The organism is Streptomyces sp. cg35, from assembly GCF_050410835.1.
Classification (GTDB): domain Bacteria; phylum Actinomycetota; class Actinomycetes; order Streptomycetales; family Streptomycetaceae; genus Streptomyces.
This window is the reverse complement of record NZ_CP191268.1, coordinates 7,369,332-7,393,529: the sequence shown is the minus strand read 5'-3', so window position 1 is coordinate 7,393,529 and position 24,198 is coordinate 7,369,332. Positions and strand designations below refer to the sequence as shown.

The 24,198-nt window shown below is 71.7% G+C and carries 21 protein-coding genes; 2 read left to right on the top strand and 19 right to left on the bottom strand.

Translation table 11 applies throughout. From position 1 onward, the window contains the following. Window positions 1–61: 61 nt before the first annotated feature. The 4 genes from ACQUQD_RS33865 to fmt all read right to left on the bottom strand — a co-directional run bounded on the left by ACQUQD_RS33865 (window position 62) and on the right by fmt (window position 4,473). Window positions 62–1,045, bottom strand: coding sequence for a sugar-binding transcriptional regulator (locus ACQUQD_RS33865; RefSeq protein ID WP_428957720.1), 984 nt, complete (start codon window positions 1,043–1,045; stop codon window positions 62–64). A gap of 157 nt (window positions 1,046–1,202) precedes the next feature. Beyond that, window positions 1,203–1,886 (bottom strand): ribulose-phosphate 3-epimerase, encoded by a 684-nt coding sequence (gene rpe, locus ACQUQD_RS33860; RefSeq protein WP_428955988.1) that lies wholly within the window; start codon window positions 1,884–1,886, stop codon window positions 1,203–1,205. A gap of 108 nt (window positions 1,887–1,994) precedes the next feature. Beyond that, the gene (locus ACQUQD_RS33855) at window positions 1,995–3,440 is read right to left on the bottom strand and encodes an RsmB/NOP family class I SAM-dependent RNA methyltransferase (protein WP_428955987.1); all 1,446 of its coding nucleotides are present in this window, start codon (window positions 3,438–3,440) and stop codon (window positions 1,995–1,997) included. A 103-nt stretch (window positions 3,441–3,543) separates the two neighbouring features. Continuing rightward, a complete protein-coding gene (gene fmt, locus ACQUQD_RS33850; protein WP_428955986.1) occupies window positions 3,544–4,473 on the bottom strand; it encodes a methionyl-tRNA formyltransferase in 930 nt (309 codons plus the stop codon). A gap of 268 nt (window positions 4,474–4,741) precedes the next feature. Between fmt and ACQUQD_RS33845 the strand changes: the two genes are divergently transcribed. Further along, a complete protein-coding gene (locus ACQUQD_RS33845) occupies window positions 4,742–5,284 on the top strand; it encodes a hypothetical protein (RefSeq protein ID WP_428955985.1) in 543 nt (180 codons plus the stop codon). 63 nt (window positions 5,285–5,347) lie between these two features. Here ACQUQD_RS33845 and ACQUQD_RS33840 read toward each other — a convergent pair whose 3' ends face one another. The 14 genes from ACQUQD_RS33840 to pyrR all read right to left on the bottom strand — a co-directional run bounded on the left by ACQUQD_RS33840 (window position 5,348) and on the right by pyrR (window position 21,907). Continuing rightward, on the bottom strand, window positions 5,348–7,495 hold the full coding sequence (locus ACQUQD_RS33840) for a primosomal protein N' (protein WP_428955984.1): 2,148 nt from the start codon (window positions 7,493–7,495) through the stop codon (window positions 5,348–5,350). 106 nt (window positions 7,496–7,601) lie between these two features. Continuing rightward, on the bottom strand, window positions 7,602–8,810 hold the full coding sequence (metK, locus tag ACQUQD_RS33835; protein WP_428955983.1) for a methionine adenosyltransferase: 1,209 nt from the start codon (window positions 8,808–8,810) through the stop codon (window positions 7,602–7,604). Between the two features lie 288 nt (window positions 8,811–9,098). Continuing rightward, the gene (gene coaBC, locus ACQUQD_RS33830) at window positions 9,099–10,364 is read right to left on the bottom strand and encodes a bifunctional phosphopantothenoylcysteine decarboxylase/phosphopantothenate--cysteine ligase CoaBC (RefSeq protein ID WP_428955982.1); all 1,266 of its coding nucleotides are present in this window, start codon (window positions 10,362–10,364) and stop codon (window positions 9,099–9,101) included. A 57-nt stretch (window positions 10,365–10,421) separates the two neighbouring features. Then, entirely contained in the window at window positions 10,422–10,694 is a 273-nt protein-coding gene (gene rpoZ, locus ACQUQD_RS33825) for a DNA-directed RNA polymerase subunit omega (protein WP_005319902.1), read from the bottom strand. Window positions 10,695–10,742: 48 nt separating this feature from the next. After that, window positions 10,743–11,300, bottom strand: a complete 558-nt coding sequence (gmk, locus tag ACQUQD_RS33820) for a guanylate kinase (protein WP_428955981.1) — start codon at window positions 11,298–11,300, stop codon at window positions 10,743–10,745. A gap of 61 nt (window positions 11,301–11,361) precedes the next feature. After that, complete coding sequence (locus tag ACQUQD_RS33815) at window positions 11,362–11,685, bottom strand: integration host factor (RefSeq protein ID WP_026246651.1); 324 nt, start codon at window positions 11,683–11,685, stop codon at window positions 11,362–11,364. Window positions 11,686–11,955: 270 nt separating this feature from the next. Then, window positions 11,956–12,801: an orotidine-5'-phosphate decarboxylase gene (pyrF, locus tag ACQUQD_RS33810; RefSeq protein WP_428955980.1), complete on the bottom strand. Its 846-nt coding sequence runs from the start codon at window positions 12,799–12,801 to the stop codon at window positions 11,956–11,958. Next, window positions 12,798–13,904 (bottom strand): quinone-dependent dihydroorotate dehydrogenase, encoded by a 1,107-nt coding sequence (locus ACQUQD_RS33805; protein WP_428955979.1) that lies wholly within the window; start codon window positions 13,902–13,904, stop codon window positions 12,798–12,800. The genes pyrF and ACQUQD_RS33805 overlap by 4 nt, the downstream gene beginning before the upstream one ends. A 55-nt stretch (window positions 13,905–13,959) precedes the next feature. Next, the gene (gene carB, locus ACQUQD_RS33800) at window positions 13,960–17,268 is read right to left on the bottom strand and encodes a carbamoyl-phosphate synthase large subunit (RefSeq protein ID WP_428955978.1); all 3,309 of its coding nucleotides are present in this window, start codon (window positions 17,266–17,268) and stop codon (window positions 13,960–13,962) included. Further along, window positions 17,261–18,403 (bottom strand): glutamine-hydrolyzing carbamoyl-phosphate synthase small subunit, encoded by a 1,143-nt coding sequence (gene carA, locus ACQUQD_RS33795; protein ID WP_428955977.1) that lies wholly within the window; start codon window positions 18,401–18,403, stop codon window positions 17,261–17,263. Before carA ends, carB begins: the two co-directional genes overlap by 8 nt. Then, complete coding sequence (locus ACQUQD_RS33790) at window positions 18,400–18,972, bottom strand: hypothetical protein (protein ID WP_428955976.1); 573 nt, start codon at window positions 18,970–18,972, stop codon at window positions 18,400–18,402. Before ACQUQD_RS33790 ends, carA begins: the two co-directional genes overlap by 4 nt. Then, window positions 18,969–20,255, bottom strand: coding sequence for a dihydroorotase (locus ACQUQD_RS33785; RefSeq protein WP_428955975.1), 1,287 nt, complete (start codon window positions 20,253–20,255; stop codon window positions 18,969–18,971). The genes ACQUQD_RS33790 and ACQUQD_RS33785 overlap by 4 nt, the downstream gene beginning before the upstream one ends. Window positions 20,256–20,259: 4 nt before the next feature. After that, window positions 20,260–21,237, bottom strand: a complete 978-nt coding sequence (locus tag ACQUQD_RS33780) for an aspartate carbamoyltransferase catalytic subunit (RefSeq protein ID WP_428955974.1) — start codon at window positions 21,235–21,237, stop codon at window positions 20,260–20,262. A gap of 97 nt (window positions 21,238–21,334) precedes the next feature. After that, window positions 21,335–21,907: a bifunctional pyr operon transcriptional regulator/uracil phosphoribosyltransferase PyrR gene (gene pyrR, locus ACQUQD_RS33775; RefSeq protein ID WP_428957719.1), complete on the bottom strand. Its 573-nt coding sequence runs from the start codon at window positions 21,905–21,907 to the stop codon at window positions 21,335–21,337. A gap of 257 nt (window positions 21,908–22,164) precedes the next feature. On the opposite strand from pyrR, the gene ACQUQD_RS33770 reads away from it, so the two are divergent. After that, window positions 22,165–22,665: a transcriptional regulator BldD gene (locus tag ACQUQD_RS33770; protein ID WP_093894511.1), complete on the top strand. Its 501-nt coding sequence runs from the start codon at window positions 22,165–22,167 to the stop codon at window positions 22,663–22,665. A gap of 70 nt (window positions 22,666–22,735) precedes the next feature. Here the strand turns inward: ACQUQD_RS33770 and ACQUQD_RS33765 are convergent, their stop codons facing one another. Then, complete coding sequence (locus ACQUQD_RS33765; protein ID WP_428955973.1) at window positions 22,736–24,184, bottom strand: pyridoxal phosphate-dependent decarboxylase family protein; 1,449 nt, start codon at window positions 24,182–24,184, stop codon at window positions 22,736–22,738. Window positions 24,185–24,198 lie beyond the last annotated feature (14 nt).

The window sequence follows — 24,198 nt, the reverse complement described above, 5'->3', positions numbered from 1 at the left end:
CTCCGGCGATCGAGGAGCGGGGTCCGGGGCGGCGCCCCGAGACCTCAGCCCCGGTCCGGAGTCACACCCCGTCCGGGTCGGCCCGCTGCAGCGCGGGCTTGGGCGCGGACCCGGCGGTCAGCAAGAAGTCAGCCGCGGCGGTGTCGGTGACGAGGCTGGTCACCAGCCCCGACCGCAGCACCGCGTCGATGGCGGCAGCCTTCCGCTGCCCGCCCGCGATGGCCACGACCTCCGGTATCCGCCGCAGCCGGTCCGCCTCGACGGTGATGCACCGCTCCCCCAGGTCACGCCCGACCCGGCGCCCCTGCGCGTCGAAGAGGTGCGCGGACATCTCGGCGGCGACGCCGAGGGACGCGTAGTGCGCGCGCTCCTCGTCGCTGAGCATGTCGTGCACGGTCGAGATGCCGGGCTCCCACGAGCCGATCGACACACACGCCACGGTGACCTTGTCGAAGTACTCGAAGGCCCGCGCGATCCCCGTCTGGTCGCGCAGCGCGGCCGCGGTGGCCGCGTCCGGCAGCAGCATGGGGGCGTAGATCGGGTGGGCGTCGCCGCCCGACACCTGCGCGGCACGGCGCACGGCCTCGACGGAGCCGCGCTCCGCGGTCCCGGCGTCGTACACCCCCGTCAACTGCACGACGGTGCACGGCGGGAGCCGGTCGAGGGCCGCGGCCATGTGGATGGTGGAGCGGCCCCAGGCGAGGCCGAGGACATCGCCCTCGGTCACCAGTTCGCCGAGCAGGTCCGCGGCGACCTCGCCGAGGTTCTCGGGGTCGGGCGACTCCTCCGCCTCGGCCGGCGACTCGACGACGACCGCGTGCCGCAGACCGTAGCGGGCGCGCAACGCGTCGGAGCGCTCGGCGTCCAGCTCGGCCGGGACCCGGATCTCGATCCGTACGAGATCTCGTTCGAGGGCGGTCTCCAGGACCCGGGCCACCTTGAAGCGGCTGACGCCGAACTCCTCGGCGATCTGGATCTTGGACTTGCCCTCTAGGTAGAAGCGACGGGCCATGGCCGCCGCCTGCACCAGCTCCGCGGGTCCCATCCGCAGGGCTGACCGACCCGCCGATGATGCGGACACGGCGATCTCCTCACTGCTCTTCTGCACGACTCACTGCGTTCACAACCTGGATACGCCGTTCATCCTTGCAGATCCGGCGGGCTTGATCAGCCCTGATGAAAGCCGTTCACGTATCTGTGGCTCAGTGGCCGCACGCCCAGGCGGCCGAAGCGGTGGCGCTCTCGGCCTGCGTGCGCAATGCACGTACCGCCTCTGCCGGGTCCTTCGCCCCGTATACCGCCGATCCGGCGACGAAGACGTCGGCCCCGGCCTCGGCGCACCGCTCGATCGTCGACGCGGAGACGCCGCCGTCGACCTGGAGCCACAGCTCCAGTCCGTGCTTCGCGATCAGCTCACGGGTGCGCCGGATCTTCGGCAGCATGATGTCGAGGAACGCCTGCCCGCCGAAACCGGGCTCCACGGTCATGATCAGGAGCATGTCCAGCTCGGGGAGCAGGTCCTCGTACGGCTCGATGGGCGTCGCCGGCTTGAGGGCCATGGACGCGCGGGCCCCCTTGGCGCGGATCTCGCGGGCGAGGCGGACCGGGGCGGCGGCGGCCTCGGCGTGGAAGGTGACGGAGCCGGCCCCCGCTTCGACGTACTGGGGAGCCCACCGATCGGGGTTCTCGATCATCAGATGGCAGTCCAGCGGGGTGTCCGTCGCACGCGCCAGGGACTCTACGATCGGCACCCCCAGCGTGAGGTTCGGGACGAAGTGGTTGTCCATGACGTCGACATGGAGCCAGTCGGCGCCCTCGACGGCCTTGGCCTCGTCGGCAAGGCGGGCGAAGTCCGCGGACAGGATGCTGGGGTTGATCTGAGCCATGCACCAAGCCTGCCATGCCCGGCACCCGTTGCCCGCCCCGGTCCGTACCAGGGCCTGATAACGATGCCGAGCCGTGCCCTTCCGTGCCGTGCCGGGCGCGCGCGGACCTCAGCCGGTGCGCCGGATCAGCGCCAGGTACATCGCGTCCGTGCCGTGCAGATGCGGCCACAGCTGGACGTCCGGGCCGTCCCCGAGCCCGGGCACGCCCTTCATCATCGGCCGCGCGTCGATGAGTTCGGCCCCGTCGACCGACTTCAGCACGTCGTCGACGACGGCCCGCGTCTCGGCCAGGTGCGGGGAGCACGTGGCGTATCCGACGACGCCGCCGACGCGCACGGACTCAAGTGCCGTACGCAGCAGGGACCGTTGCAGCGGGGCGAACCCGTCCAGGTCCTCCGGGCGACGCCGCCAGCGCGCCTCGGGGCGGCGGCGCAGGGCGCCGAGCCCGGTGCAGGGCACGTCCATCAGGACCCGGTCGAACGTGCCGGGGTTCCACGGGGGACGCGTGCCGTCCGCGGCGATCACCTGGTACGGGCCCGGGTTCCCGTCGAGCGCCTTCGCGACGAGCCCGGCCCGGTGCGGCTGCTTCTCGGAGGCGAGCAGCGTCGCCCCGCGCCCGGCGGCGAGCCCGGCCAGCATCGCGGCCTTGCCGCCGGGGCCCGCGCACCCGTCCAGCCACTTCTCGTCCGGCCCCTCCAGCGGAGCGTTCGCGAGCGCGAGCGCGACGAGCTGGCTGCCCTCGTCCTGCACACCGGCCAGGCCGGACCGTACGACGTCGAACGAGCCCGGCTCGCCGCCCTCGGTGAGCCGCACGGCGTACGGGGACCAGCGGCCGGGCAGCCCGGATTCCTCGCCCACCTCGGCGAGCACGGCCTCGGCCGTGGTCCGTCCGGGCCGCGCCACGAGCGTCACCTCGGGCCGCTCGTTGTCGGCCTCCAGCAGGTCCTCGATCCCGGCGCGGCTGCCGCCCAGGGAGTCCCAGAGCGCCGAGACGACCCATCGCGGATGCGAATGCACCACGGCGAGATGGTCCTCGGGGTCCTCGTCGTACGCCGGCGCGACCCGCTCCAGCCAGGCGTCGAGATCGTGCTGCGAGACCTTGCGCAGCACGGCGTTGACGAACTTGGCCCGCCCGTCGCCGAGCACCACCCGCGCCAGCTCCACGGACGCGGACACCGCGGCGTGGGTGGGGATGCGGGTGCCGAGCAGCTGGTGCACCCCGAGGTTCAGCACGTCGAGGACCGGCGGGTCGACCTCGCGCAGCGGCCGGTCGATGCAGGCCGCCACGATCGCGTCGTAGGTGCCCTGGCGGCGCAGCGTCCCGTACACGAGCTCCGTGGTGAGAGCGGCGTCCCGCGCGTCGAAGTCGCCCTTCGCGCGGGCCTTGCGCAGCAGCGGGGGCAGCACGAGGTTCGCGTACGCGTCCCGCTCGTCGACCGCGCGCAGCGCCTCGAAGGCGAGGATCCGCACGGGGTCCTTCTTCGGGCGGCGGTGGGGCTTGCCGGGCCTGCCCGGGCGACGGTTCGGCTGCGACGAGGTCGGCTGGTCGTTCAAAGGTGCTCCGCTGGTGGGATCGTACGGGCGGTACGCAGAGGTCGTACGCCGAGGTGAACCCTCTCAGCGTACGACCCGGCCTCCGCAGGGGCGCCCGCGGGCCTCAGCCCAGGCGCTCGCCGGACCCGATGCGCACCCCGCGCGCCCAGTCGGCGGCGGCCATCGGCTTCTTGCCCTGGGCCTGCACCCACAGCAGCTCGACGGCGTGCGAGCCGGTGCCCACGTACAGGTTCTTCTTGCCGACGCCCAGCTCGCCCGGCGCCAGGTCCGTGTGGTCGGGCGCGAGCACCGCGGTGCGCACCTTCAGGCGCTCGCCGCGGAACTCGGTCCAGGCGCCGGGGGCCGGAGTGCAGCCGCGCACCACGCGGTCGACGCGCAGCGCGGGCGCGTTCCAGTCGATCCGGGCGTCCTCGACGGTGATCTTCGGGGCGAGCGAGACGCCGTCGGCGGGCTGCGGCACGGCCTGGAGCGAGCCGTCCTCGATGCCGTCCATCGTCGCGACGAGCAGCCCGGCGCCCGCGAAGGCGAGCCGGGTCAGCAGATCGCCGCTGGTGTCGGTGGACCGGACCGCCTCGGTCACGGTGCCGTACACGGGGCCGGAGTCCAGCCCCTCCTCGATGAGGAAGGTGGACGCCCCGGTGATCTCGTCGCCCGCCATGACCGCGTGCTGCACGGGCGCCGCACCGCGCCAGGCGGGCAGCAGCGAGAAGTGCAGATTGACCCAGCCGCGGGTCGGCACGTCGAGGGCGGTCTTCGGCAGCAGCGCCCCGTACGCGACGACGGGGCAGCAGTCGGGGCCGATCTCGCGCAGCCGGGCGAGGAACTCCTCGTCGCGCGGCTTGGCGGGCTTGAGCACCTCGATGCCGGCCTCCTCGGCCCGCTCCGCGACCGGGCTCGCGACCAGGCGGCGGCCGCGCCCCGCGGGGGCGTCGGGCCGGGTGACGACGGCGGCGACCTCGTGCCGGTCGGAGGCGATCAGGGCGTCCAGAGCGGGAACGGCGACCTCGGGGGTGCCGGCGAAGACGAGCTTCATCGGTGGCTAACGGCCTCTCGGGGCAGGGTCACGGGCAGCGCACCAGTCTATGGCGATGCTTCATGGGGCACACATGGGGCGCACGCCTGAACGTGCGCCCTGCGCATATGCGGATACGCCGGAACAGCGTGACCCCTCACTGAATGGCGCGTTGGTCAAGAAAGAGTTGACCAACCAATGGGCCGTGATCACTCGATCGTCAGCGCAGGCTGACGCTCGCTGCGATCGCGTCCCCATCCTTTTCATCGCCGGTTCGAGAGGCTTGTCAATGGCCGACCACGCAACCCACGACGCCCAGGCACGGGCCACCCTGCACCTCCTGGTACGGGACATCGAGCGGGTCCGCCGCCAGGTGGACGCGCTGCGCACCCTCACCGCGCAGCTCGGCAACGTCTACCGCCCGCGCCGCTCCGGCCCCTCCGCGGGGTTCGTCGTCTACGGGAGGGCGCCCGCCCCGACCGTCCGTCTCGCCCAGGAACTGCGGGACAGCGTCGAGACCCTGGTGACCGCCGCCGTGGACTTCGACCGTTCGCTGGGTTTCTCGTGGGACGCGGTGGGCTCCGCGCTCGGGGTGACCAAGCAGGCGGTGCACCGTCGGTACGGGGCCCGCAGGGCGGCCACGCAGGCCGCGGCGGACGCCGAGCGCGCCACGGACAGTCCCGCGCCGACCCGCCCCGCCCTGCCGCTGGGCGCCGGACCGCTGCCGTCGGTGCCCGCGGCCCGCTCGATGCCGACCCAGCCGACCGCGGGCAGCACGGGCCTGCGGGACGAGGCGCGGCCGAGCGCCTTCCCCGGTCCGCGCAACGGCTGAGCCGACATCCGACTGCCTCCCCGCATCGCACGTCCGGGGAGGCAGAGGCATGTCGGCGTCTGATCAGCCGATGTCGAGGGGGTCCACCCGGATCCGCACCGGCTCGATCCCGCCGCGCGCCATCCGCGCCGCCTGAGCCTGCTTGAGGGCACGGGCCAGCGCCGCGCCACTGCCCGGCGGCACCCGCACCAGCACCCGCTCCCACTGCTCCCCGGCCGGTGGCGCCCCCGGCCGCCGGGCGGCTCCCGGCCCGGCCTCGGGCACCGGCACAGGTCCGAGCACCTCCGCGTCCGCGGGCAGGTCGACCGCGCCGAGAAACCCGTGCAGGGCTTCCGGGGTCCCGCTCACCGACGCCATCCGGGACACCGGCGGGAACCCCAGCTCGGCCCGGTCGGCGAGCTCGCGCACCGCGTGCCCCACCGGATCCCAGCGCACCAGGGCCTGCACGGGCCGCAGCGTCGGCTCCGCCATGATCACCACGGTGCCTCCCGCCTCCTGGGGCCGGACCAGCGCCGACGCGGCGATCCAGCGGCGCAGCGCGTCCTCCCCCGCCCGCAGATCGGGCCGCCCGAGCATGGCCCACCCGTCGAGCAGCAGCGCCGCGGCGTACCCGCCCTCGGCGACGGGCTCGGCGCCCGGTGTGCTGACGACCAGCGCGGGCGCGCCCGACACCGTGTCGAGCACCTGCTCACGGCCCGATGTCCGCACCGGCACCGTGGAGAAGGCCCGGCCGAGCTCCTCGGCGGTGCGCCGCGCTCCGACGACCTGGGCGCGCAACCGGGAGCCGCCGCACTCGGCGCAGTGCCAGTTCGCCTCGTCCCGGCCGCACCAGCCGCAGGCCAGCACACCGGTCGCCTCCCGCGCCTCCAGCGGGCCCGCGCAGTGCCGGCACCGGGCGGGCTCCCGGCACCGCTGACAGGCCAGGCGCGGCACATATCCGCGCCGTGGCACCTGCACGAGCACCGGCCCGTCGCGCAGGGCGGTCCGCGCCACGTCCCAGGCGATGCTCGGCAGCCGGGCGGCACGGGCGGCCTCGTCGCGGGCGACGTCCAGGTCTCCCACGGTCCGTACCAGCGGGGCCACCCGCCGCACGGCGTCCCGGGGCGCGGCGACAGCGGCGGCCCAGCCGCTGCGCACGAGCTGCGCGGCCTCGACCGTGCAGCTCCAACTCCCCAGCAGGAAGGCGCACTTGTCCCGGGCGGCCCGCAGTTCGAGGACCTCCCGTACATGCGGGAAGGGCGCATGGTCGTCGCTGTGATGGGAGTCCCCGTCGTCCCACACCACGACCAGCCCCGGATCGCGCACGGGAGCGAACATGGCGGCCCGGGTCCCCACCACGGCCCGCACGGCCCCCCGCCGCACGGCGAGCCACTCCTGGTACCGGCGCTGCTGCCCGGCGTCGGCGGTCAGCAGGGCGTGCTGCCCCTCCCCCAGCGCCTCGCGCAGCGCGGCGTCGACCCGCGCCGCGAGCCGCACGGTCGGCACCACCACGAGCGCCCCGCGCCCCGATGCCAGGGTCGCCTGCACGGCCCGCGCGATCTCCGCGGCCCACTCGGGCCCGGGCAGCGCGGTCCACACGGCGCGCGGAGCGCCTCCGGCGGCGAGGGACGTCAGCAGATCGGCGCCCCGTTCGTACCGCTGCCAGGAGCCGGGCTCGGGCGCGGGCGGGGCCGGCGGCGGTGCCGGGAACTCGCGGGCCTCGGCCTTGGCATGCCGGGGCGGGACCGCGAGCTGCAGCACGTCCGCGAGGCTCCCCGCGTACCGGTCGGCCACGGCCCGGGTCAGTCCCAGCAGTGCGGCGTCGAGCACCGGCTCGGGCGACAGCACCTGCGCCAGAGCGGCCAGGGGGCCCTGGTACTCGGCCTCGGCGACCCGCTCGACCAGGAACCCGTCGATCAGGCCGCCGCCCTCGCGCCGCCCGTCCCGCACGTTCTTCGCACCCGCGCCGAACCGCACCCGCACCCGCACTCCGGGCTGCGCGACGGCGTCCAGTTCCTCCGGGACCGCGTACTCGAAGTACCGGTCGAGATGCAGCACTCCCTTGTCGACGAGCACCCGCGCCACCGGCAGTTCCTTGGCGAGCGCCGCCCCCCGCCAGGTCCGCGGCTTCGCCTTCGGCGCCTTCGCCCTGCGCACGCTCTCCCGGATGAACGCAAGCTGCTCCGGCTCGCCGCCGGCGGGCTCCTCGGGCGTGTCGTTCTCGCTGCTCACAGGTGCATTCCTACCAGAGGGGACCGACAGCGAACGGCCTGGGAAAACGCCGGGGCCCGGCCCTCCCGAAGGAGAGTCGGGCCCGCGGAGGTCAGCCGCCCGGGACTTACAGCCCCGCGGCCTTGCGCAGCGCGTCCACCCGGTCCGTCTTCTCCCAGGTGAAGTCGGGCAGCGCGCGCCCGAAGTGGCCGTAGGCGGCCGTCTGGGAGTAGATCGGGCGGAGCAGGTCGAGGTCACGGATGATCGCGGCCGGGCGGAGGTCGAAGACCTCACTGATCGCGGCCTCGATCTTGTCCGTGTCGACGGTGTTCGTGCCGAAGGTCTCCACGAAGAGACCGACCGGCTCGGCCTTGCCGATCGCGTACGCGACCTGGACCTCGCAGCGCGCGGCGAGACCGGCGGCCACCACGTTCTTGGCGACCCAGCGCATCGCGTACGCGGCGGAGCGGTCGACCTTGGACGGGTCCTTGCCGGAGAAGGCGCCGCCGCCGTGCCGGGCGTAGCCGCCGTACGTGTCGATGATGATCTTGCGGCCGGTGAGGCCGGCGTCGCCCATCGGGCCGCCGATCTCGAAGCGGCCGGTCGGGTTGACCAGCAGGCGGTAGCCCTCGGTCTCCAGCTTGATGCCGTCCTCGAGGAGGGCCTTCAGCTCGGGCTCGACGACGAACTCGCGGATGTCGGGGGCGAGCAGCGAGTCCAGGTCGATGTCCGACGCGTGCTGCGAGGAGACGACGACCGTGTCGAGGCGGACGGCCTTGTCGCCGTCGTACTCGATGGTGACCTGGGTCTTGCCGTCGGGACGCAGGTAGGGGATCGTGCCGTTCTTGCGGACCTCGGAGAGGCGGCGCGACAGGCGGTGCGCGAGGTGGATCGGGAGCGGCATCAGCTCCGGCGTCTCGTCGCACGCGTAGCCGAACATCAGGCCCTGGTCGCCCGCGCCCTGCTTGTCGAGCTCGTCCTCGTCGCCCTCGACACGCTTCTCGTACGCCGTGTCGACGCCCTGCGCGATGTCGGGGGACTGCGAGCCGATGGAGACGGAGACGCCGCAGGAAGCGCCGTCGAAGCCCTTCTTCGAGGAGTCGTAGCCGATCTCGAGGATCTTCTCGCGCACGAGCTGCGCGATCGGCGCGTACGCCTTGGTGGTGACCTCGCCGGCCACGTGCACGAGGCCCGTGGTGATCAGCGTCTCGACGGCGACGCGGGACGTGGGGTCCTCGCGCAGCAGCGCGTCGAGAATGGTGTCGCTGATCTGGTCAGCGATCTTGTCGGGGTGACCCTCGGTCACGGACTCCGAGGTGAACAGGCGACGGGACACAACGCTCCCTGTGGTTGCAGCGGCTGCTGGCTGATCATTGATGGACTGCCGGGGGCTGCGCCCGGCGGCGTCCGAGACCAGTTTATCGGTCACGCTCGGCCGCCGGACCCCGCGTCTCGCCACTTGGGAGCGCTGTGACCTGCGACACCGCATTCTGCGATACGACGATCGGTCTCCGGAAGACCATGGAGCGCCCGAAATTGCCGAGTTTCCAGGGATTCGGGGCGCCCGAAGGGGCGAACGTGGTTTTTCCCTCACTCCGGAGGCGGGGCCGGTTTCACCCGGATTTCATCCGGCGTTGTCCGCCGGGGCGAAGCGACGGACGACCTCGTCCCAGATCCGGTCGGCGAGCGCTTCCTTCGGGCCGTGCGGGATCTGCGTCTCGCTGCCGTCGGCGCCCAGGATCACGGCCTCGTTCTCCTCGGAGCCGAAGGTCTTGCGCTCCCCGACCTCGTTGACGACGAGCAGGTCGCAGCCCTTGCGGGCGAGTTTGGCGCGGCCGTTGGCGAGTACGTCGTCGGTCTCCGCGGCGAAGCCGACGACCACCTGGCCGGGTCGCGGCCGGTCGGCGGAGACCTCGGCGAGGATGTCCGGATTGCGGACGAGCGCGATCGGGGCGGGCTCCTCGCCGTCCTTCTTCTTGATCTTGCCGCTCGCGTACACCTCGGGGCGGAAGTCGGCGACGGCCGCGGCCATGACGACCGCGTCGGCGTCGGCGGCGGCCTTGAGGACCGCCTCGCGCAGCTGCACGGCCGTGCCCACGTGGACGACGTCGACGCCCGCCGGGTCGGGCAGGGCCGCGTTGGCGGACAGCAGGGTGACGCGGGCCCCGCGGGCGGCCGCCGTGCGGGCGAGTGCGTAGCCCTGCTTGCCGGAGGAGCGGTTACCGAGGAAGCGGACCGGGTCGAGGGGCTCGCGGGTGCCGCCGGCGCTGACGACGACGTGCTTGCCGGCCAGGTCGGACACGGCCGCGTCGGCACCGCGCGCCAGCACCCGGCGGACGTACTCGAAGATCTCCACCGGGTCCGGGAAGCGGCCCTTGCCGGTGTCGACGCCGGTCAGGCGCCCGACCGCGGGCTCGATGACGAGGGCGCCGCGGCGGCGCAGGGTGGCGACGTTCTCCTGGGTCGCCGGGTGCTCCCACATCTCGGTGTGCATGGCGGGTGCGAAGACGACCGGACAGCGGGCGGTGAGCAGGGTGTTCGTGAGGAGGTCGTCGGCGAGGCCGTGGGCCGCCTTGGCGAGCATGTCGGCGGTGGCCGGGGCGACGACCACGAGGTCGGCGTGCTGGCCGATCCGGACGTGCGGGACCTCATGGACGGAGTCCCAGACCTCGGTGGAGACCGGGTTGCCGGACAGGGCCGACCAGGTCGCGGCGCCGACGAAGTGCAGCGCCGAGTCCGTGGGGACGACGCGCACGTCGTGGCCGGACTCGGTGAGGCGTCGCAGCAGTTCACACGCCTTGTAGGCGGCGATTCCGCCGCTCACCCCCAGGACGACCTTGGGCTTGTCCACTGTCCGTGCCTCCCCGCACTCGAAAACGTACGACTCCATGACACACCACAGGCCCGGCAGGAGCACTGCCGGGCCTGTGGTGACGCGAACCGGGTGTTACTGAGCCGGGCCCTCGATGGCCTCGGACGTCAGCAGACCCGCGTTGATCTCACGAAGGGCGATCGAGAGCGGCTTCTCGTGGACGTGGGTGTCCACCAGCGGGCCGACGTACTCGAGCAGGCCTTCACCGAGCTGCGAGTAGTACGCGTTGATCTGACGCGCGCGCTTGGCGGCGTAGATGACCAGGCTGTACTTCGAGTCGGTTGCCTCGAGAAGCTCATCAATCGGCGGGTTGATGATGCCCTCGGGCGCGGTGATGGAAGAGGACACGCTCTGCCTTCCGATGGGTAAAGACTGGGGTGAGAACTACGGTGAAGATCAAACAACTTTCATCAAGGCTAGCAGCTCACGCGCCACGTCCTCGACGGAGGTGTTGACCAGGGTGGTGTCGAACTCCGCTTCGGCGGCCAGTTCCACCTTGGCGGCCGCGAGCCGGCGCTCGATGACCTCCGGCGCCTCGGTGCCGCGCCCGGTGAGCCGGCGGACCAGCTCCTCCCAGCTCGGCGGGGCGAGGAAGACCAGCTGCGCCTCGGGCATCGACTCGCGGACCAGGCGCGCGCCCTGCAGATCGATCTCGAGGAGGACGGGCTCGCCCGCCTCGAGGCGCTCGAGGACGGCGCGGCGCGGGGTGCCGTAGCGGTTTCCCGCGAATTCGGCCCACTCAAGGAGCTCGCCGTTGGCGATCAGCTTGTCCATCTCCTCGTCGGTGACGAAGAAGTAGTGGACACCGTGCTGCTCGCCGGGGCGCGGCTTGCGGGTCGTCGCCGACACCGAGAGCCAGACCTCGGGGTGTTCCTTGCGCATATGGACGACGACCGTGCTCTTGCCGACCCCGGAGGGGCCGGAGAGCACGGTCAGCCGCGGACGTTCACTCATGCAGCGATTATTCCAGTTGTTCCGGAGTGCCCGGACCAGCCCTCGGGCCGGCCAGTGGCGCTCAGGCTCCGGTGCTGCCGAACTCGCGCTCCAGGGAGGCGATCTGGTTGGAACCGAGACCGCGCACCCGGCGGGATTCGGAGATCCCGAGACGCTCCATGATCTGCTTGGCGCGGACCTTGCCCACGCCCGGCAGGGACTCGAGGAGGGCGGAGACCTTCATCTTGCCGATGACGTCGTTCTCCTGGCCCTGCTTGATGACCTCGTGGAGGGAGGCGCCGGAGTGCTTGAGTCGATTCTTCACCTCGGCCCGCTCCCGGCGAGCCGCGGCGGCCTTTTCGAGCGCGGCTGCGCGCTGTTCAGGGGTAAGGGGCGGAAGAGCCACGCCTACGTCACCTCGGATGTCGAACTTGTCGGATACGGACCGGTGAGGAACCTAGTAGCCCCACACCTGGGGAGCAACGAGCAACGCGCTCGCCCGTTCGCTCTCGACGGAGACTAGCGGCCAAGGCCGTCCGAGTCAGCGAGAACAGCGGAAAAGTCCTGGTCAGCCTCGCTCGAGCTGTGCATTTCAGACATAACGACCAGTAATCCGGTCAGGATTCGGACGCGAGGCCCAAGGTCGGCACGGAGTGCCACCCCCGGGTACCCCTCATCAGGCGTCCGCGACCGCCTCGCGCACCTCGTCCGCGAACCGCACGGCCGCGTCCCGCAGCGCGGTCACGGACGGCCCCGCCTTGAGGACTCCCCGGCTCACGTTCGGTACGACGTTGCGCGCGGCCGCGCCGAACACCGTGGGGAGATCGGCGGCCGTGGCGCCCTGCGCGCCGATGCCGGGCGCGAGGAGCGGACCGTTGATGTCCAGCTCGTACGAGGACAGGTCCCCGAGGGTCGCGCCGACGACCGCGCCGAAGGAGCCCATGGGGCTCTCCCCCGCGTTCTCCTCGGCCAGGTGCGCGAGCATGGTCGCGCCCACGTTGCGGCCGTCCGCGCGTACGGCGTGCTGGACCTCGCCGCCCTCCGGGTTGGAGGTGAGCGCGAGGACGAAGAGGCCCGCGCCGGACTCGCGCGCGAGGTCGACGGCCGGCTTCAGGGACCCGTAGCCGAGGTACGGGGACACCGTCAGCGCGTCCGAGAACAGCGGGGAGTCCTTGTGCAGGAAGGTCTCCGCGTACGCGGCCATGGTGGAGCCGATGTCGCCGCGCTTGGCGTCCATGACGACGAGGGTGCCCGCGGCCCGCAGATCGGCGACCGCGCGCTCCAGGACGGCGACGCCGCGCGAGCCGAACCGCTCGAAGAACGCCGACTGCGGCTTCACGACGGCGACGGTGTCGGCCAGCGCCTCGACGGTCGTGCGGGTGAAGGACTCCAGGCCGGCGATGTCGTCGTTCAGGCCCCAGGAGGAGAGCAGGGCGGCGTGCGGGTCGATGCCGACGCAGAGCGGGCCGCGCTCGTCCATGACACGGCGCAGGCGGGCGCCGAAGGGTTCCAGTGCGGTCATGCGGCTTCCGCCTTCTTCACATCGGCGCCGATCGCGTCGGCGAGCGTGGTGTACGGGGAGTTGTTCAGGCGGGCGGCGAGGCCCTTGTGGATCGCGCGGGCGTAGAACGGGCCCTCGTAGATGAAGGCCGAGTAGCCCTGGATGAGCGTGGCGCCGGCGAGGATGCGCTGCCAGGCGTCCTCGGCGTTCTCGATGCCTCCGACGCCCACGAGGGTGATCCGGTCCCCCACGCGCGCGTAGAGGCGCCTGAGGACCTCCAGGGAGCGTTCCTTGAGGGGAGCGCCGGACAGGCCGCCGGTCTCGTTCACGACGTCGCCCTTGGTGGCGAGGCCCTCGCGCTTGATGGTGGTGTTCGTGGCGATGATGCCGTCCAGGCCGAGTTCGACGGCGAGGTCGGCGACCGCGTCGATGTCCTCGTCGGCAAGGTCGGGCGCGATCTTCACGAGCAGCGGGACGCGGCGCGCGCGCACGGTGCGGTCGGCGGCCTCGCGCACGGCGGTCAGCAGCGGGCGCAGCGCCTCGGTGGCCTGGAGGTTGCGCAGGCCCGGGGTGTTGGGCGACGAGACGTTGACGACGAGGTAGTCGGCGAAGGCCGCGAGGCGCTCGGTGGACTTCACGTAGTCGCCGACGGCCTCCGCCTCGGGGACGACCTTGGTCTTGCCGATGTTCACGCCGACCGTGGTCCTGAACACCGGGTTACGGGAGGCCAGGCGGGCGGCGACGGCCAGCGAGCCCTCGTTGTTGAAGCCCATGCGGTTGATCAGGGCGCGGTCCGGGACGAGCCGGAAGAGGCGCTTCTTGGGGTTGCCGGGCTGCGGCTCACCGGTGACGGTGCCGATCTCGATGTGGTCGAAGCCGAGCATCGACATGCCGTCGATGGCGATGGCGTTCTTGTCGAAGCCCGCGGCGAGTCCGAAAGGACCGTGCATACGAAGACCGAGGGCCTCCGTGCGCAGCTCCTTGTAGCGGGGCGCGAGGGCGGCCGCCACGAAGGTGCGCAGAACGGGGGTGCGGGCCGCGAGGCGGATCCAGCGGAAGGCCAGGTAGTGGGCCTTCTCGGGGTCCATGCGCTTGAAGACGAGGTTGAAGAACAGCTTGTACATGATGGTGTCCTCATGAAGAGGGGGACACCGTTTCCGGTGTCCCCCTCTTGGGTTGCTAGTCGCGGGCCGCGGTCAGGTGTTCCGCGTGTTCCTGCAGTGAACGGACGCCCACGTCACCGTGGTTGAGGGCGTCGATGCCCTGGACGGCGGCGGCGAGTGCCTGGACCGTCGTGAGGCACGGCACGGAGCGGGCCACCGCCGCCGTACGGATCTCGTAGCCGTCGAGGCGGCCGCCGGTGCCGTACGGGGTGTTGACGATGAGGTCGACGTCGCCCGCGTGGATCAGCTGGACGATCGTCTTCTCGCCGTTCGGGCCCTCGCCCTCGGACTGCTTGCGCACGATCGTGGCGTTGATGCCGTTGCGCTTGAGGACCTCGGCGGTGCCGGACGTGGCGAGCAGCTCGAAGCCGTGGGCGACGAGCTCGCGCGCCGGGAAGATCATCGAGCGCTTGTCGCGGTTGGCGACGGAGATGAACGCCCGGCCCTTCGTCGGCAGCGGCCCGTAGGCGCCTGCCTGCGACTTGGCGTACGCCGTGCCGAAGACGGAGTCGATGCCCATGACCTCGCCGGTGGAGCGCATCTCCGGGCCGAGGACCGTGTCGACGCCGCGGCCGTGGATGTCGCGGAAGCGCGACCACGGCATGACGGCCTCCTTGACGGAGATCGGCGCGTCGAGCGGCAGCGTGCCGCCGTCGCCGGTCTTCGGGAGCAGGCCCTCGGCGCGCAGCTCGGCGACGGTGGCGCCCAGCGAGATGCGGGCGGCGGCCTTCGCGAGCGGCACCGCGGTCGCCTTCGAGGTGAAGGGGACGGTGCGGGAGGCGCGCGGGTTGGCCTCGAGGACGTAGAGGATGTCCCCGGCCATGGCGAACTGGATGTTGATCAGGCCGCGCACGCCGACGCCCTTGGCGATGGCCTCGGTGGAGGCGCGCAGGCGCTTGATGTCGAAGCCGCCGAGCGTGATCGGGGGCAGGGCGCACGCCGAGTCGCCGGAGTGGATGCCGGCCTCCTCGATGTGCTCCATGACGCCGCCGAGGTAGAGCTCCTCGCCGTCGTACAGGGCGTCGACGTCGATCTCGATGGCGTCGTCGAGGAAGCGGTCGACGAGGACCGGCCGCGAGGGGCTGATCTCGGTGGACTCCTCGATGTACGCGGACAGGCGGGTCTCGTCGTAGACGATCTCCATGCCGCGGCCGCCGAGCACGTAGGACGGGCGGACCAGGACCGGGTAGCCGATCTCGTCGGCGATGGCCTTGGCCTCGGCGAACGTGGTGGCGGTGCCGTGCTTCGGGGCCGGGAGGCCGGCCTCGGCGAGCACCCGGCCGAAGGCGCCGCGGTCCTCGGCGGCGTGGATCGCCTCCGGGGAGGTGCCGACGACGGGCACGCCGTTGTCCTTGAGGGCCTGGGCGAGGCCGAGCGGGGTCTGGCCGCCGAGCTGGACGACGACGCCCGCGATCGGGCCCGCGAGGGACTCGGCGTGCACGATCTCCAGCACGTCTTCCAGCGTCAGCGGCTCGAAGTACAGGCGGTCGGACGTGTCGTAGTCCGTGGAGACCGTCTCCGGGTTGCAGTTGACCATCACGGTCTCGTAGCCCGCGTCGCTGAGCGCGAAGGAGGCGTGGACGCAGGAGTAGTCGAACTCGATGCCCTGGCCGATGCGGTTCGGGCCGGAGCCGAGGATGATCACCGCGGGCTTGGTGCGCTGCGCGACCTCGGTCTCCTCGTCGTACGAGGAGTAGAAGTACGGCGTCTTGGCGGCGAACTCGGCGGCGCAGGTGTCGACCGTCTTGTAGACCGGGCGCACCCCGAGGGCGTGCCGGACCTCGCGGACGACGTCCTCGCGCAGGCCGCGGATCTCGGCGATCTGGTGGTCGGAGAAGCCGTGGCGCTTGGCCTCGGCGAGCAGGGCCGCGTCGAGGCGCTCGGCCGCCGCGAGCTCGTCGGCGACCTCCTTGATCAGGAAGAGCTGGTCCACGAACCAGGGGTCGATCTTCGTGTAGTCGAAGATCTCCTCGGGCGTGGCGCCGGCCCGGATCGCCTCCATGACGGTGTTGATCCGGCCGTCGGTCGGGCGCACGGCCTCTTCGAGGAGCGCGGTCTTGTCACCGGTCTCACCGATGAAGGTGAACTGCGAGCCCTTCTTCTCCAGGGAGCGCAGGGCCTTCTGGAACGCCTCGGTGAAGTTGCGGCCGATGGCCATGGCCTCGCCGACCGACTTCATGGTCGTGGTGAGGGTGGAGTCGGCCTGCGGGAACTTCTCGAACGCGAAGCGCGGGGCCTTCACGACCACGTAGTCGAGCGTCGGCTCGAAGGAGGCCGGGGTCTTCTCCGTGATGTCGTTCGGGATCTCGTCCAGCGTGTAGCCGACGGCCAGCTTCGCGGCGATCTTGGCGATCGGGAAACCGGTGGCCTTCGACGCGAGCGCCGAGGAGCGCGAGACGCGCGGGTTCATCTCGATGACGATGATGCGGCCGTCGTCGGGGTTGATCGCGAACTGGATGTTGCAGCCGCCGGTGTCGACGCCGACCTCGCGGATGATCGCGATGCCGATGTCGCGCAGCCGCTGGTACTCGCGGTCGGTGAGCGTCATCGAGGGCGCGACGGTGATCGAGTCGCCGGTGTGCACGCCCATCGGGTCGAAGTTCTCGATGGAGCAGACGACCACGACGTTGTCGTTCTTGTCGCGCATCAGCTCCAGCTCGTACTCCTTCCAGCCGAGGATGGACTCCTCCAGGAGCACCTCGGTGGTCGGGGAGAGCGTCAGGCCCTGGCCGGCGATGCGGCGCAGCTCCTCCTCGTCGTGCGCGAAGCCGGAACCGGCGCCGCCCATGGTGAAGGAGGGGCGGACGACGACGGGGTAGCCGCCGAGCGTGTCGACGCCCTTGAGGACGTCGTCCATGGAGTGGCAGATGACCGAGCGGGCGGACTCGCCGTGCCCGATCTTCTTGCGGACCTCCTCCACGACGCCCTTGAAGAGGTCGCGGTCCTCGCCCTTGTTGATCGCCTCGACGTTGGCGCCGATGAGCTCGACGCCGTACTTCTCGAGGACGCCTTGCTCGTGCATGGAGATGGCCGTGTTGAGGGCCGTCTGACCACCGAGGGTCGGGAGCAGCGCGTCGGGGCGCTCCTTGGCGATGATCTTCTCGACGAACTCGGGCGTGATCGGCTCGACGTACGTGGCGTCGGCGATCTCCGGGTCGGTCATGATCGTCGCGGGGTTGGAGTTCACGAGGATGACCCGCAGACCCTCGGACTTCAGGACGCGGCACGCCTGGGTGCCGGAGTAGTCGAACTCGGCGGCCTGGCCGATGACGATCGGGCCGGAGCCGATGACCAGGACGGACTGGATATCGGAGCGCTTAGGCACGCTGGCCCTCCATCAGGGAAACGAAGCGGTCGAACAGGTAGGCGGCGTCGTGGGGACCGGCCGCCGCCTCCGGGTGGTACTGGACGGAGAAGGCCGGCTGGTCGAGCAGCTGGAGGCCTTCGACGACCTGGTCGTTCAGGCAGACGTGGGAGACCTCGGCGCGGCCGAACTTGGTCTCGCTCACCTTGTCGAGGGGCGCGTCCACGGCGAAGCCGTGGTTGTGCGCGGTGACCTCGACCTTGCCGGTGGTGCGGTCCTGCACCGGCTGGTTGATGCCACGGTGGCCGTACTTCAGCTTGTACGTGCCGAAGCCGAGGGCGCGGCCGAGGATCTGGTTGCCGAAGCAGATGCCGAACAGCGGCGTCTTGCGCTCCAGGACGGCGGTCATCAGCGCGACCGGTCCTTCGGCGGTGGCCGGGTCGCCCGGGCCGTTGGAGAAGAAGACACCGTCGGGGCTGACGGCGTAGACGTCCTCCGCGGTCGCCGTGGCGGGCAGCACGTGCACCTCGATGCCGCGCTCGGCCATGCGGTGCGGGGTCATGCCCTTGATGCCGAGGTCGACGGCGGCGACGGTGAACTTCTTCTCACCGACGGCCGGGACGACGTAGGCCTCCTTGGTGGCGACCTCCTCGTACAGGCTCAGGCCCTTCATGACGGGCTGGGCCTGGACCTTCTCGACGAGCTCGGCGTCGGCCGGGAGCGTCTCGCCGGAGAAGATGCCGGAGCGCATGGAGCCGCGCTCGCGCAGGTGGCGGGTGAGGGCGCGGGTGTCGATGCCGGAGATGCCGACGATGTTCTGGGCGACCAGCTCGTCGTCGAGCGAGCGCTTCGCGCGCCAGTTGGAGGGGATGCGGGCGGGGTCGCGGACGACGTACCCGGAGACCCAGATGCGGCTCGACTCGTCGTCCTCGTCGTTCCAGCCCGTGTTGCCGATCTGCGGGGCGGTGGCGACCACGATCTGGCGGTCGTACGACGGGTCGGTCAGGGTCTCCTGGTAGCCGGTCATGCCGGTGGAGAACACGGCCTCGCCGAAGGTCTCCCCCACGGCCCCGTAGGCGCGGCCGCGGAACACGCGGCCGTCCTCCAGGACGAGAACGGCGGGAACCTTGCTGGTTCCCCTGGTGGAGGTGGTCATCGTGCGGCGCCTTCCGTCGTGATGTGCGTGTCGATCATGTTGTTGATTGCGGTGACCCAGTCCGCCTGCTCGGCGGCGTGGTCGGAGCGGAAGCCGGAGTCGATCAGCTTGTCGCCGTGCGCCCAGGTGACGATCAGCAGACCGCCCTCCGTGAGCACCTTGCCGGCGATGCCCTTGTCGAGCCGGGCCTCGCGCAGCGCCCGCGCCGGGACGAAGAAGTCGGCCGCTCCGGGGCGTACGACGTCCAGACCCTCGTCCGTGAGCGTCAGCTCGACGCGGCTGCGGGTACCGAGGCCGTGCGCCACGATGCGGTCGAGCCACTGCCCCGCGGTGGTGGAGCCGTGGTACCGGCCGCTCAGCTCAAGTTTCACCGGGCCGCGCCCACTCGGCGCGTCGGGCAGCGGCGGCAGGTCGCCCTGCAGGGTGCCGCGCCACTTCCAGCCCTGGCGCATCAGCCAGTAGACGAGCGCGATGAAGAGCAGCAGTCCGACGATCCAGCCGATGCGGTCGGCCCAGTCGGTCACGTCCGCCGACTTCTGTTCGGCGGCCAGGTGCAGCAGAGGTGTCACGCGAGCTTCCCGTCGGCGAGGGTGGCCTTGCCCCGCAGCCAGGTGTGGGTGACGCGCCCCGGCAGCTCACGGCCCTCGTAGGGGGTGTTGCGGCTGCGGGAGGCGAAGCCCGCGGGGTCAACGGCTCCACGGTAGTCGGCGTCGACGAGAACCAGGTTGGCGGGCTCACCTGCCGAGACGGGACGTCCATGGCCGGTGGCCTGCCCGATCTCGGCGGGCTTGACGGACATCCGGTCGGCGACGCCCGCCCAGTCGAGCAGGCCCGTCTCGACCATGGTCTGCTGCACCACGCCGAGCGCGGTCTCCAGGCCGACCATGCCCATGGCGGCGGCGGCCCACTCGCAGTCCTTGTCCTCGTGCGGGTGCGGGGCGTGGTCGGTGGCGACGATGTCGATCGTGCCGTCGGCGAGGGCCTCGCGCAGCGCCATGACGTCCTTCTCGGTGCGCAGCGGCGGGTTCACCTTGTAGACCGGGTTGTACGAGCGCACCAGCTCGTCGGTGAGGAGCAGGTGGTGCGGGGTGACCTCGGCGGTGACGTCGATGCCGCGGGACTTGGCCCAGCGCACGATCTCGACGGACCCGGCGGTCGACAGGTGGCAGATGTGCACCCGGGAGCCGACGTGCTCGGCGAGCAGCACGTCGCGGGCGATGATCGACTCCTCGGCGACGGCGGGCCAGCCGCCCAGGCCCAGCTCGGCGGAGACGGTGCCCTCGTTCATCTGGGCGCCCTCGGTGAGGCGGGGCTCCTGGGCGTGCTGGGCGACGACGCCGCCGAAGGCCTTCACGTACTCCAGGGCACGGCGCATGATCACGGCGTCGTGGACGCACTTGCCGTCGTCGGAGAAGACGGTGACGCCCGCGGCGGACTCGTGCATGGCGCCGAGCTCGGCGAGCTTGCTGCCCTCCAGGCCGACGGTGACGGCGCCGATGGGCTGCACGTCGCAGTAGCCGTGCTCCTGGCCGAGCCGGTAGACCTGCTCGACGACGCCGGCGGTGTCGGCGACCGGGAAGGTGTTGGCCATGGCGAACACGGCGGTGTAGCCGCCGGAGGCGGCGGCCTGCGTGCCGGTCAGGACGGTCTCGGAGTCCTCGCGGCCCGGCTCGCGCAGGTGGGTGTGCAGGTCCACGAGGCCCGGCAGGAGGATCTTGCCGTCGGCCTCGACGACCTCGGCGCCCTCGGCGGACAGGCCGGTGCCGACCTCGGCGATGACGGCACCGTCGATCAGGACGTCCTGCGGCTCGCCGCCGAGCACCTTCGCACCACGGATCAGGATCTTGCTCATGTTCTTACTTCTCCTCGGTACGAGAGTGGGTGACGGCAGGCTCGTTGCCGCCGAGCAGCAGGTAGAGGACGGCCATGCGGGTGTGGACACCGTTGGCGACCTGTTCGACGGCGGTGCAGCGGCCGGAGTCGGCGACCTCGGCGGTGATCTCCATGCCGCGGACCATCGGGCCGGGGTGCATCACGATGGCGTGCTCGGGCATCTTCGCCATGCGGTCGCCGTCGAGGCCGTAGCGGCGCGAGTACTCGCGCTCGGTCGGGAAGAACGCCGCGTTCATCCGCTCGCGCTGTACGCGGAGCATCATCACGGCGTCGGACTTGGGGAGCGTGGAGTCGAGGTCGTAGCTGACCTCGCAGGGCCAGGTCTCGACGCCGACGGGCAGCAGGGTGGGCGGCGCGACAAGGGTGACCTGGGCGCCGAGGGTGTGCAGCAGGTCGACGTTCGAGCGGGCGACGCGGCTGTGCAGGATGTCGCCGACGAGCGTGACGCGCCTGCCGTCGAGGCCCTTGCCGATCCCGGCGTCCGGGCCGACGAGGCGGCGGCGCATCGTGAAGGCGTCGAGGAGGGCCTGCGTGGGGTGCTGGTGGGTGCCGTCGCCCGCGTTGATGACCGGGGCGTCGATCCAGCCGGAGGTCGCGAGGCGGTAGGGGGCGCCGGACGCGCCGTGCCGGATGACGACGGCGTCGACGCCCATCGCCTCCAGGGTCTGCGCGGTGTCCTTCAGGGACTCGCCCTTGGAGACGCTGGAGCCCTTGGCGGCGAAGTTGATGACGTCGGCGGAGAGGCGCTTCTCGGCGGCCTCGAAGGAGATCCGGGTCCGGGTCGAGTCCTCGAAGAAGAGGTTGCAGACGGTCCGGCCGCGCAGCGCGGGCAGCTTCTTGATGGGCCGGTCGGCGACCCGGGCCATCTCCTCGGTGGTGTCGAGGATGAGGACGGCGTCGTCGCGGGTGAGGTCGGCGGCCGAGATGAGGTGTCGCATCATCTGGGGTGCTCCGTAAGGAAGTTCAGGAGATTTGGGGCATACGGGCGCGCGAGGGCACGCCTTCGGGCCGTACGGCGCGGCGCACGGCGAAGGAGTGCTACTGCTCGGCTGCCTTGGTGTCCGGCTTCGCACCGAGCAGCACGGCGTCGCGGCCGTCCTCCTCGGCGAGCTGGACCTTGACCGTCTCCCGCAGCGACGTGGGGAGGTTCTTTCCGACGTAGTCGGCGCGGATCGGGAGCTCGCGGTGGCCGCGGTCGACGAGGACCGCGAGCTGCACGGCGCGGGGGCGCCCGATGTCGTTCAGGGCGTCGAGGGCGGCGCGGATGGTGCGGCCGGAGAACAGCACGTCGTCGACGAGGATCACGAGGCGGCCGTCGATGCCGTCGCCGGGGATGTCGGTGCGGGCCAGCGCGCGCGGCGGGTGCATGCGCAGGTCGTCGCGGTACATCGTGATGTCGAGCGAGCCGACGGGGATGGCGCGGCCGGTGATCTCTTCGAGCTTCTCGGCCAGGCGGCGGGCGAGGAAGACGCCCCGCGTGGGAATGCCCAGGAGGACCACGTCCTCGGCACCCTTGGCGCGCTCGACGATCTCGTGGGCGATGCGGGTCAGTACCCGCGCGATGTCAGGGCCTTCGAGAACCGACCTGGCACCGGACTTCTGCGTGTCCATATGCTGCGTGTCCACAACGACTGGACCCCCTTCTCCGCCTCACGGGACGGACCTTAAAGGACGTCGGAATTGCGCCATCCAGACTACCAGCCCCTCAACATCGCCGATCACCCCCTGGAGGTGCGGGAACGCCCGTTTTGAGGGAAGGTCGGTACGGACCATTCGGCTTGACGCGGCCAAGTAACGCTGCGTAACCTCACAGTGAGTTACCAGCCACGCGGCGCAGCCGCACAGTGATGCAGTGTCCGGGGAGCTATATGTCCAGCGAATACGCCAAACAGCTCGGGGCCAAGCTCCGTGCGATCCGTACCCAGCAGGGCCTTTCCCTCCACGGCGTCGAGGAGAAGTCCCAGGGACGCTGGAAGGCGGTCGTGGTGGGGTCGTACGAGCGCGGCGACCGTGCCGTGACCGTGCAGCGCCTTGCCGAGCTGGCGGACTTCTACGGCGTTCCGGTGCAGGAACTGTTGCCGGGCACCACGCCGGGCGGCGCGGCCGAGCCCCCGCCGAAGCTGGTCCTCGACCTGGAGCGCCTGGCCCATGTGCCGCCGGAGAAGGCGGGCCCGCTGCAGCGCTACGCCGCCACGATCCAGTCGCAGCGCGGTGACTACAACGGCAAGGTGCTGTCGATCCGCCAGGACGACCTGCGCACCCTCGCGGTCATCTACGACCAGTCGCCCTCGGTCCTGACCGAGCAGCTGATCAGCTGGGGCGTCCTGGACGCGGACGCGCGGCGTGCGGTGGCGCACGAAGAGGCCTGAGCGAGACCTCTACCGCAGAAACGTCACATCCCATGGGGCGGAGCCGACCGGCTCCGCCCCATGGTGCTTCTCAGGCCCGGTAGAGCCGCCCGATGACCTCGGGCAGGAGCCGTTCGCTCAGCTTCGGCGGCAGGGCCTGCAGAACGGCGAGCACCGGCGCCATCCGCTCGGGCAGCCGTCCTCCCTCTCCGACCCCCGCGAGTGCCAGGGCCACCTCGACCTCCTCCGGGGTGAGCGCGTCCGGGTCGAGCGCGCCGGCGGCCTCGACGATCGCCGGATCGATGGGCACGGGACCGAGCGCGCGCGCCCGCGCCACGGCCTTCTCCAGTTCCCCGAGCAACAGCCGTACGGTCTCCTCGTCCGCCACCGCGGCGGTCACCGTCAGATGGAGATTGGCCGGGGACGCCCCGAACGCCGGCTGGGGCTGGAGATACCAGCCGCTCCCCCGGATCTCGTCCGCCACGACGAAGACGTCGAGGGCCGGGTCATCGGCGGCGACGGCGATCAGGGACGCCTCGGGCCGGGCGAGCAGCCGGAGCCCCTCGATCCGCCCGATGCCCTCGGCGAGGGCGTGGGTCGCCCGGTGCACGCGGGCCGACAACGCGGTGTAACCCTCGGTTCCGACCCGCTCGGTCACGGCCCAGGCCGCCGCGAGCGGTCCGGCCGACTTGGTGCCCTGGAGCGTGGAGTTGACCACGGGGTAGCCGGGCCAGGAGGCGTGCGCGAACCAGCCGTGGCGGCGCAGTTCGGCGTCCCGGAAGAGCAGGAGCGAGGCGCCTTTCGCCGTGTACGCGTACTTGTGGAGGTCCACCGACAGGGAGGTCACCCCGGGGACGGACAGGTCGAACTGCGGTATGTCCGGCGTGTCCTGGGCAAAGGCCCCGTCCTGGACCGCTCGCCTCAGGTGGCCCAGGTACCAGCCGCCGATGCAGGCGTCGACATGGCAGAGCACACCGCGCCGCGCCGCCTCGGCCGCGACCTCCGTGACCGGGTCGATGACGCCGTGCGCGTACGAGGGCGCGGAGACGACGACCAGGGCGGTGCGGTCGGTGATCGCCGCGGCCACGTCGGCGGGGCGGACCGTGAAGCCGGCCGGGTCGACGGGCACGCTCACCACCCGCAGCCCGAACAGTTCGGCGGCCTTGTGGAACGCGGCGTGCGCCGTCTCCGGCAGGACCAGCTCGGGGTCGGTCACGCCCCGCGTCCGGCGGGCGTGGTGTCGTGCCGTCAGGACGGCGAGCAGGCAGCTCTCGGTGCCGCCGCTGGTGAAGGTGCCGGCGCCGCCGCCGAGCAGCGCGGTGGCCCGGCGCACCAGGTCGTTCTCCAGCTCCACGACGCTGGGGAACGCCGTCATGTCGAGGCCGTTGACGCCGGCGAAGGCGGCCTGCGCGGCGTTCGCCAGCTCTTCGAGCCCGTCGAGCCCGGAGTCGTAGACGTACGCCATCGTGCGTCCGCCGCGTACGGGGAGGTCGCCCGCGCGCAGCGTGGCGAGGCGCGCCAGGATCGGGTCGGTCGTCATGCACACTCTCCGGT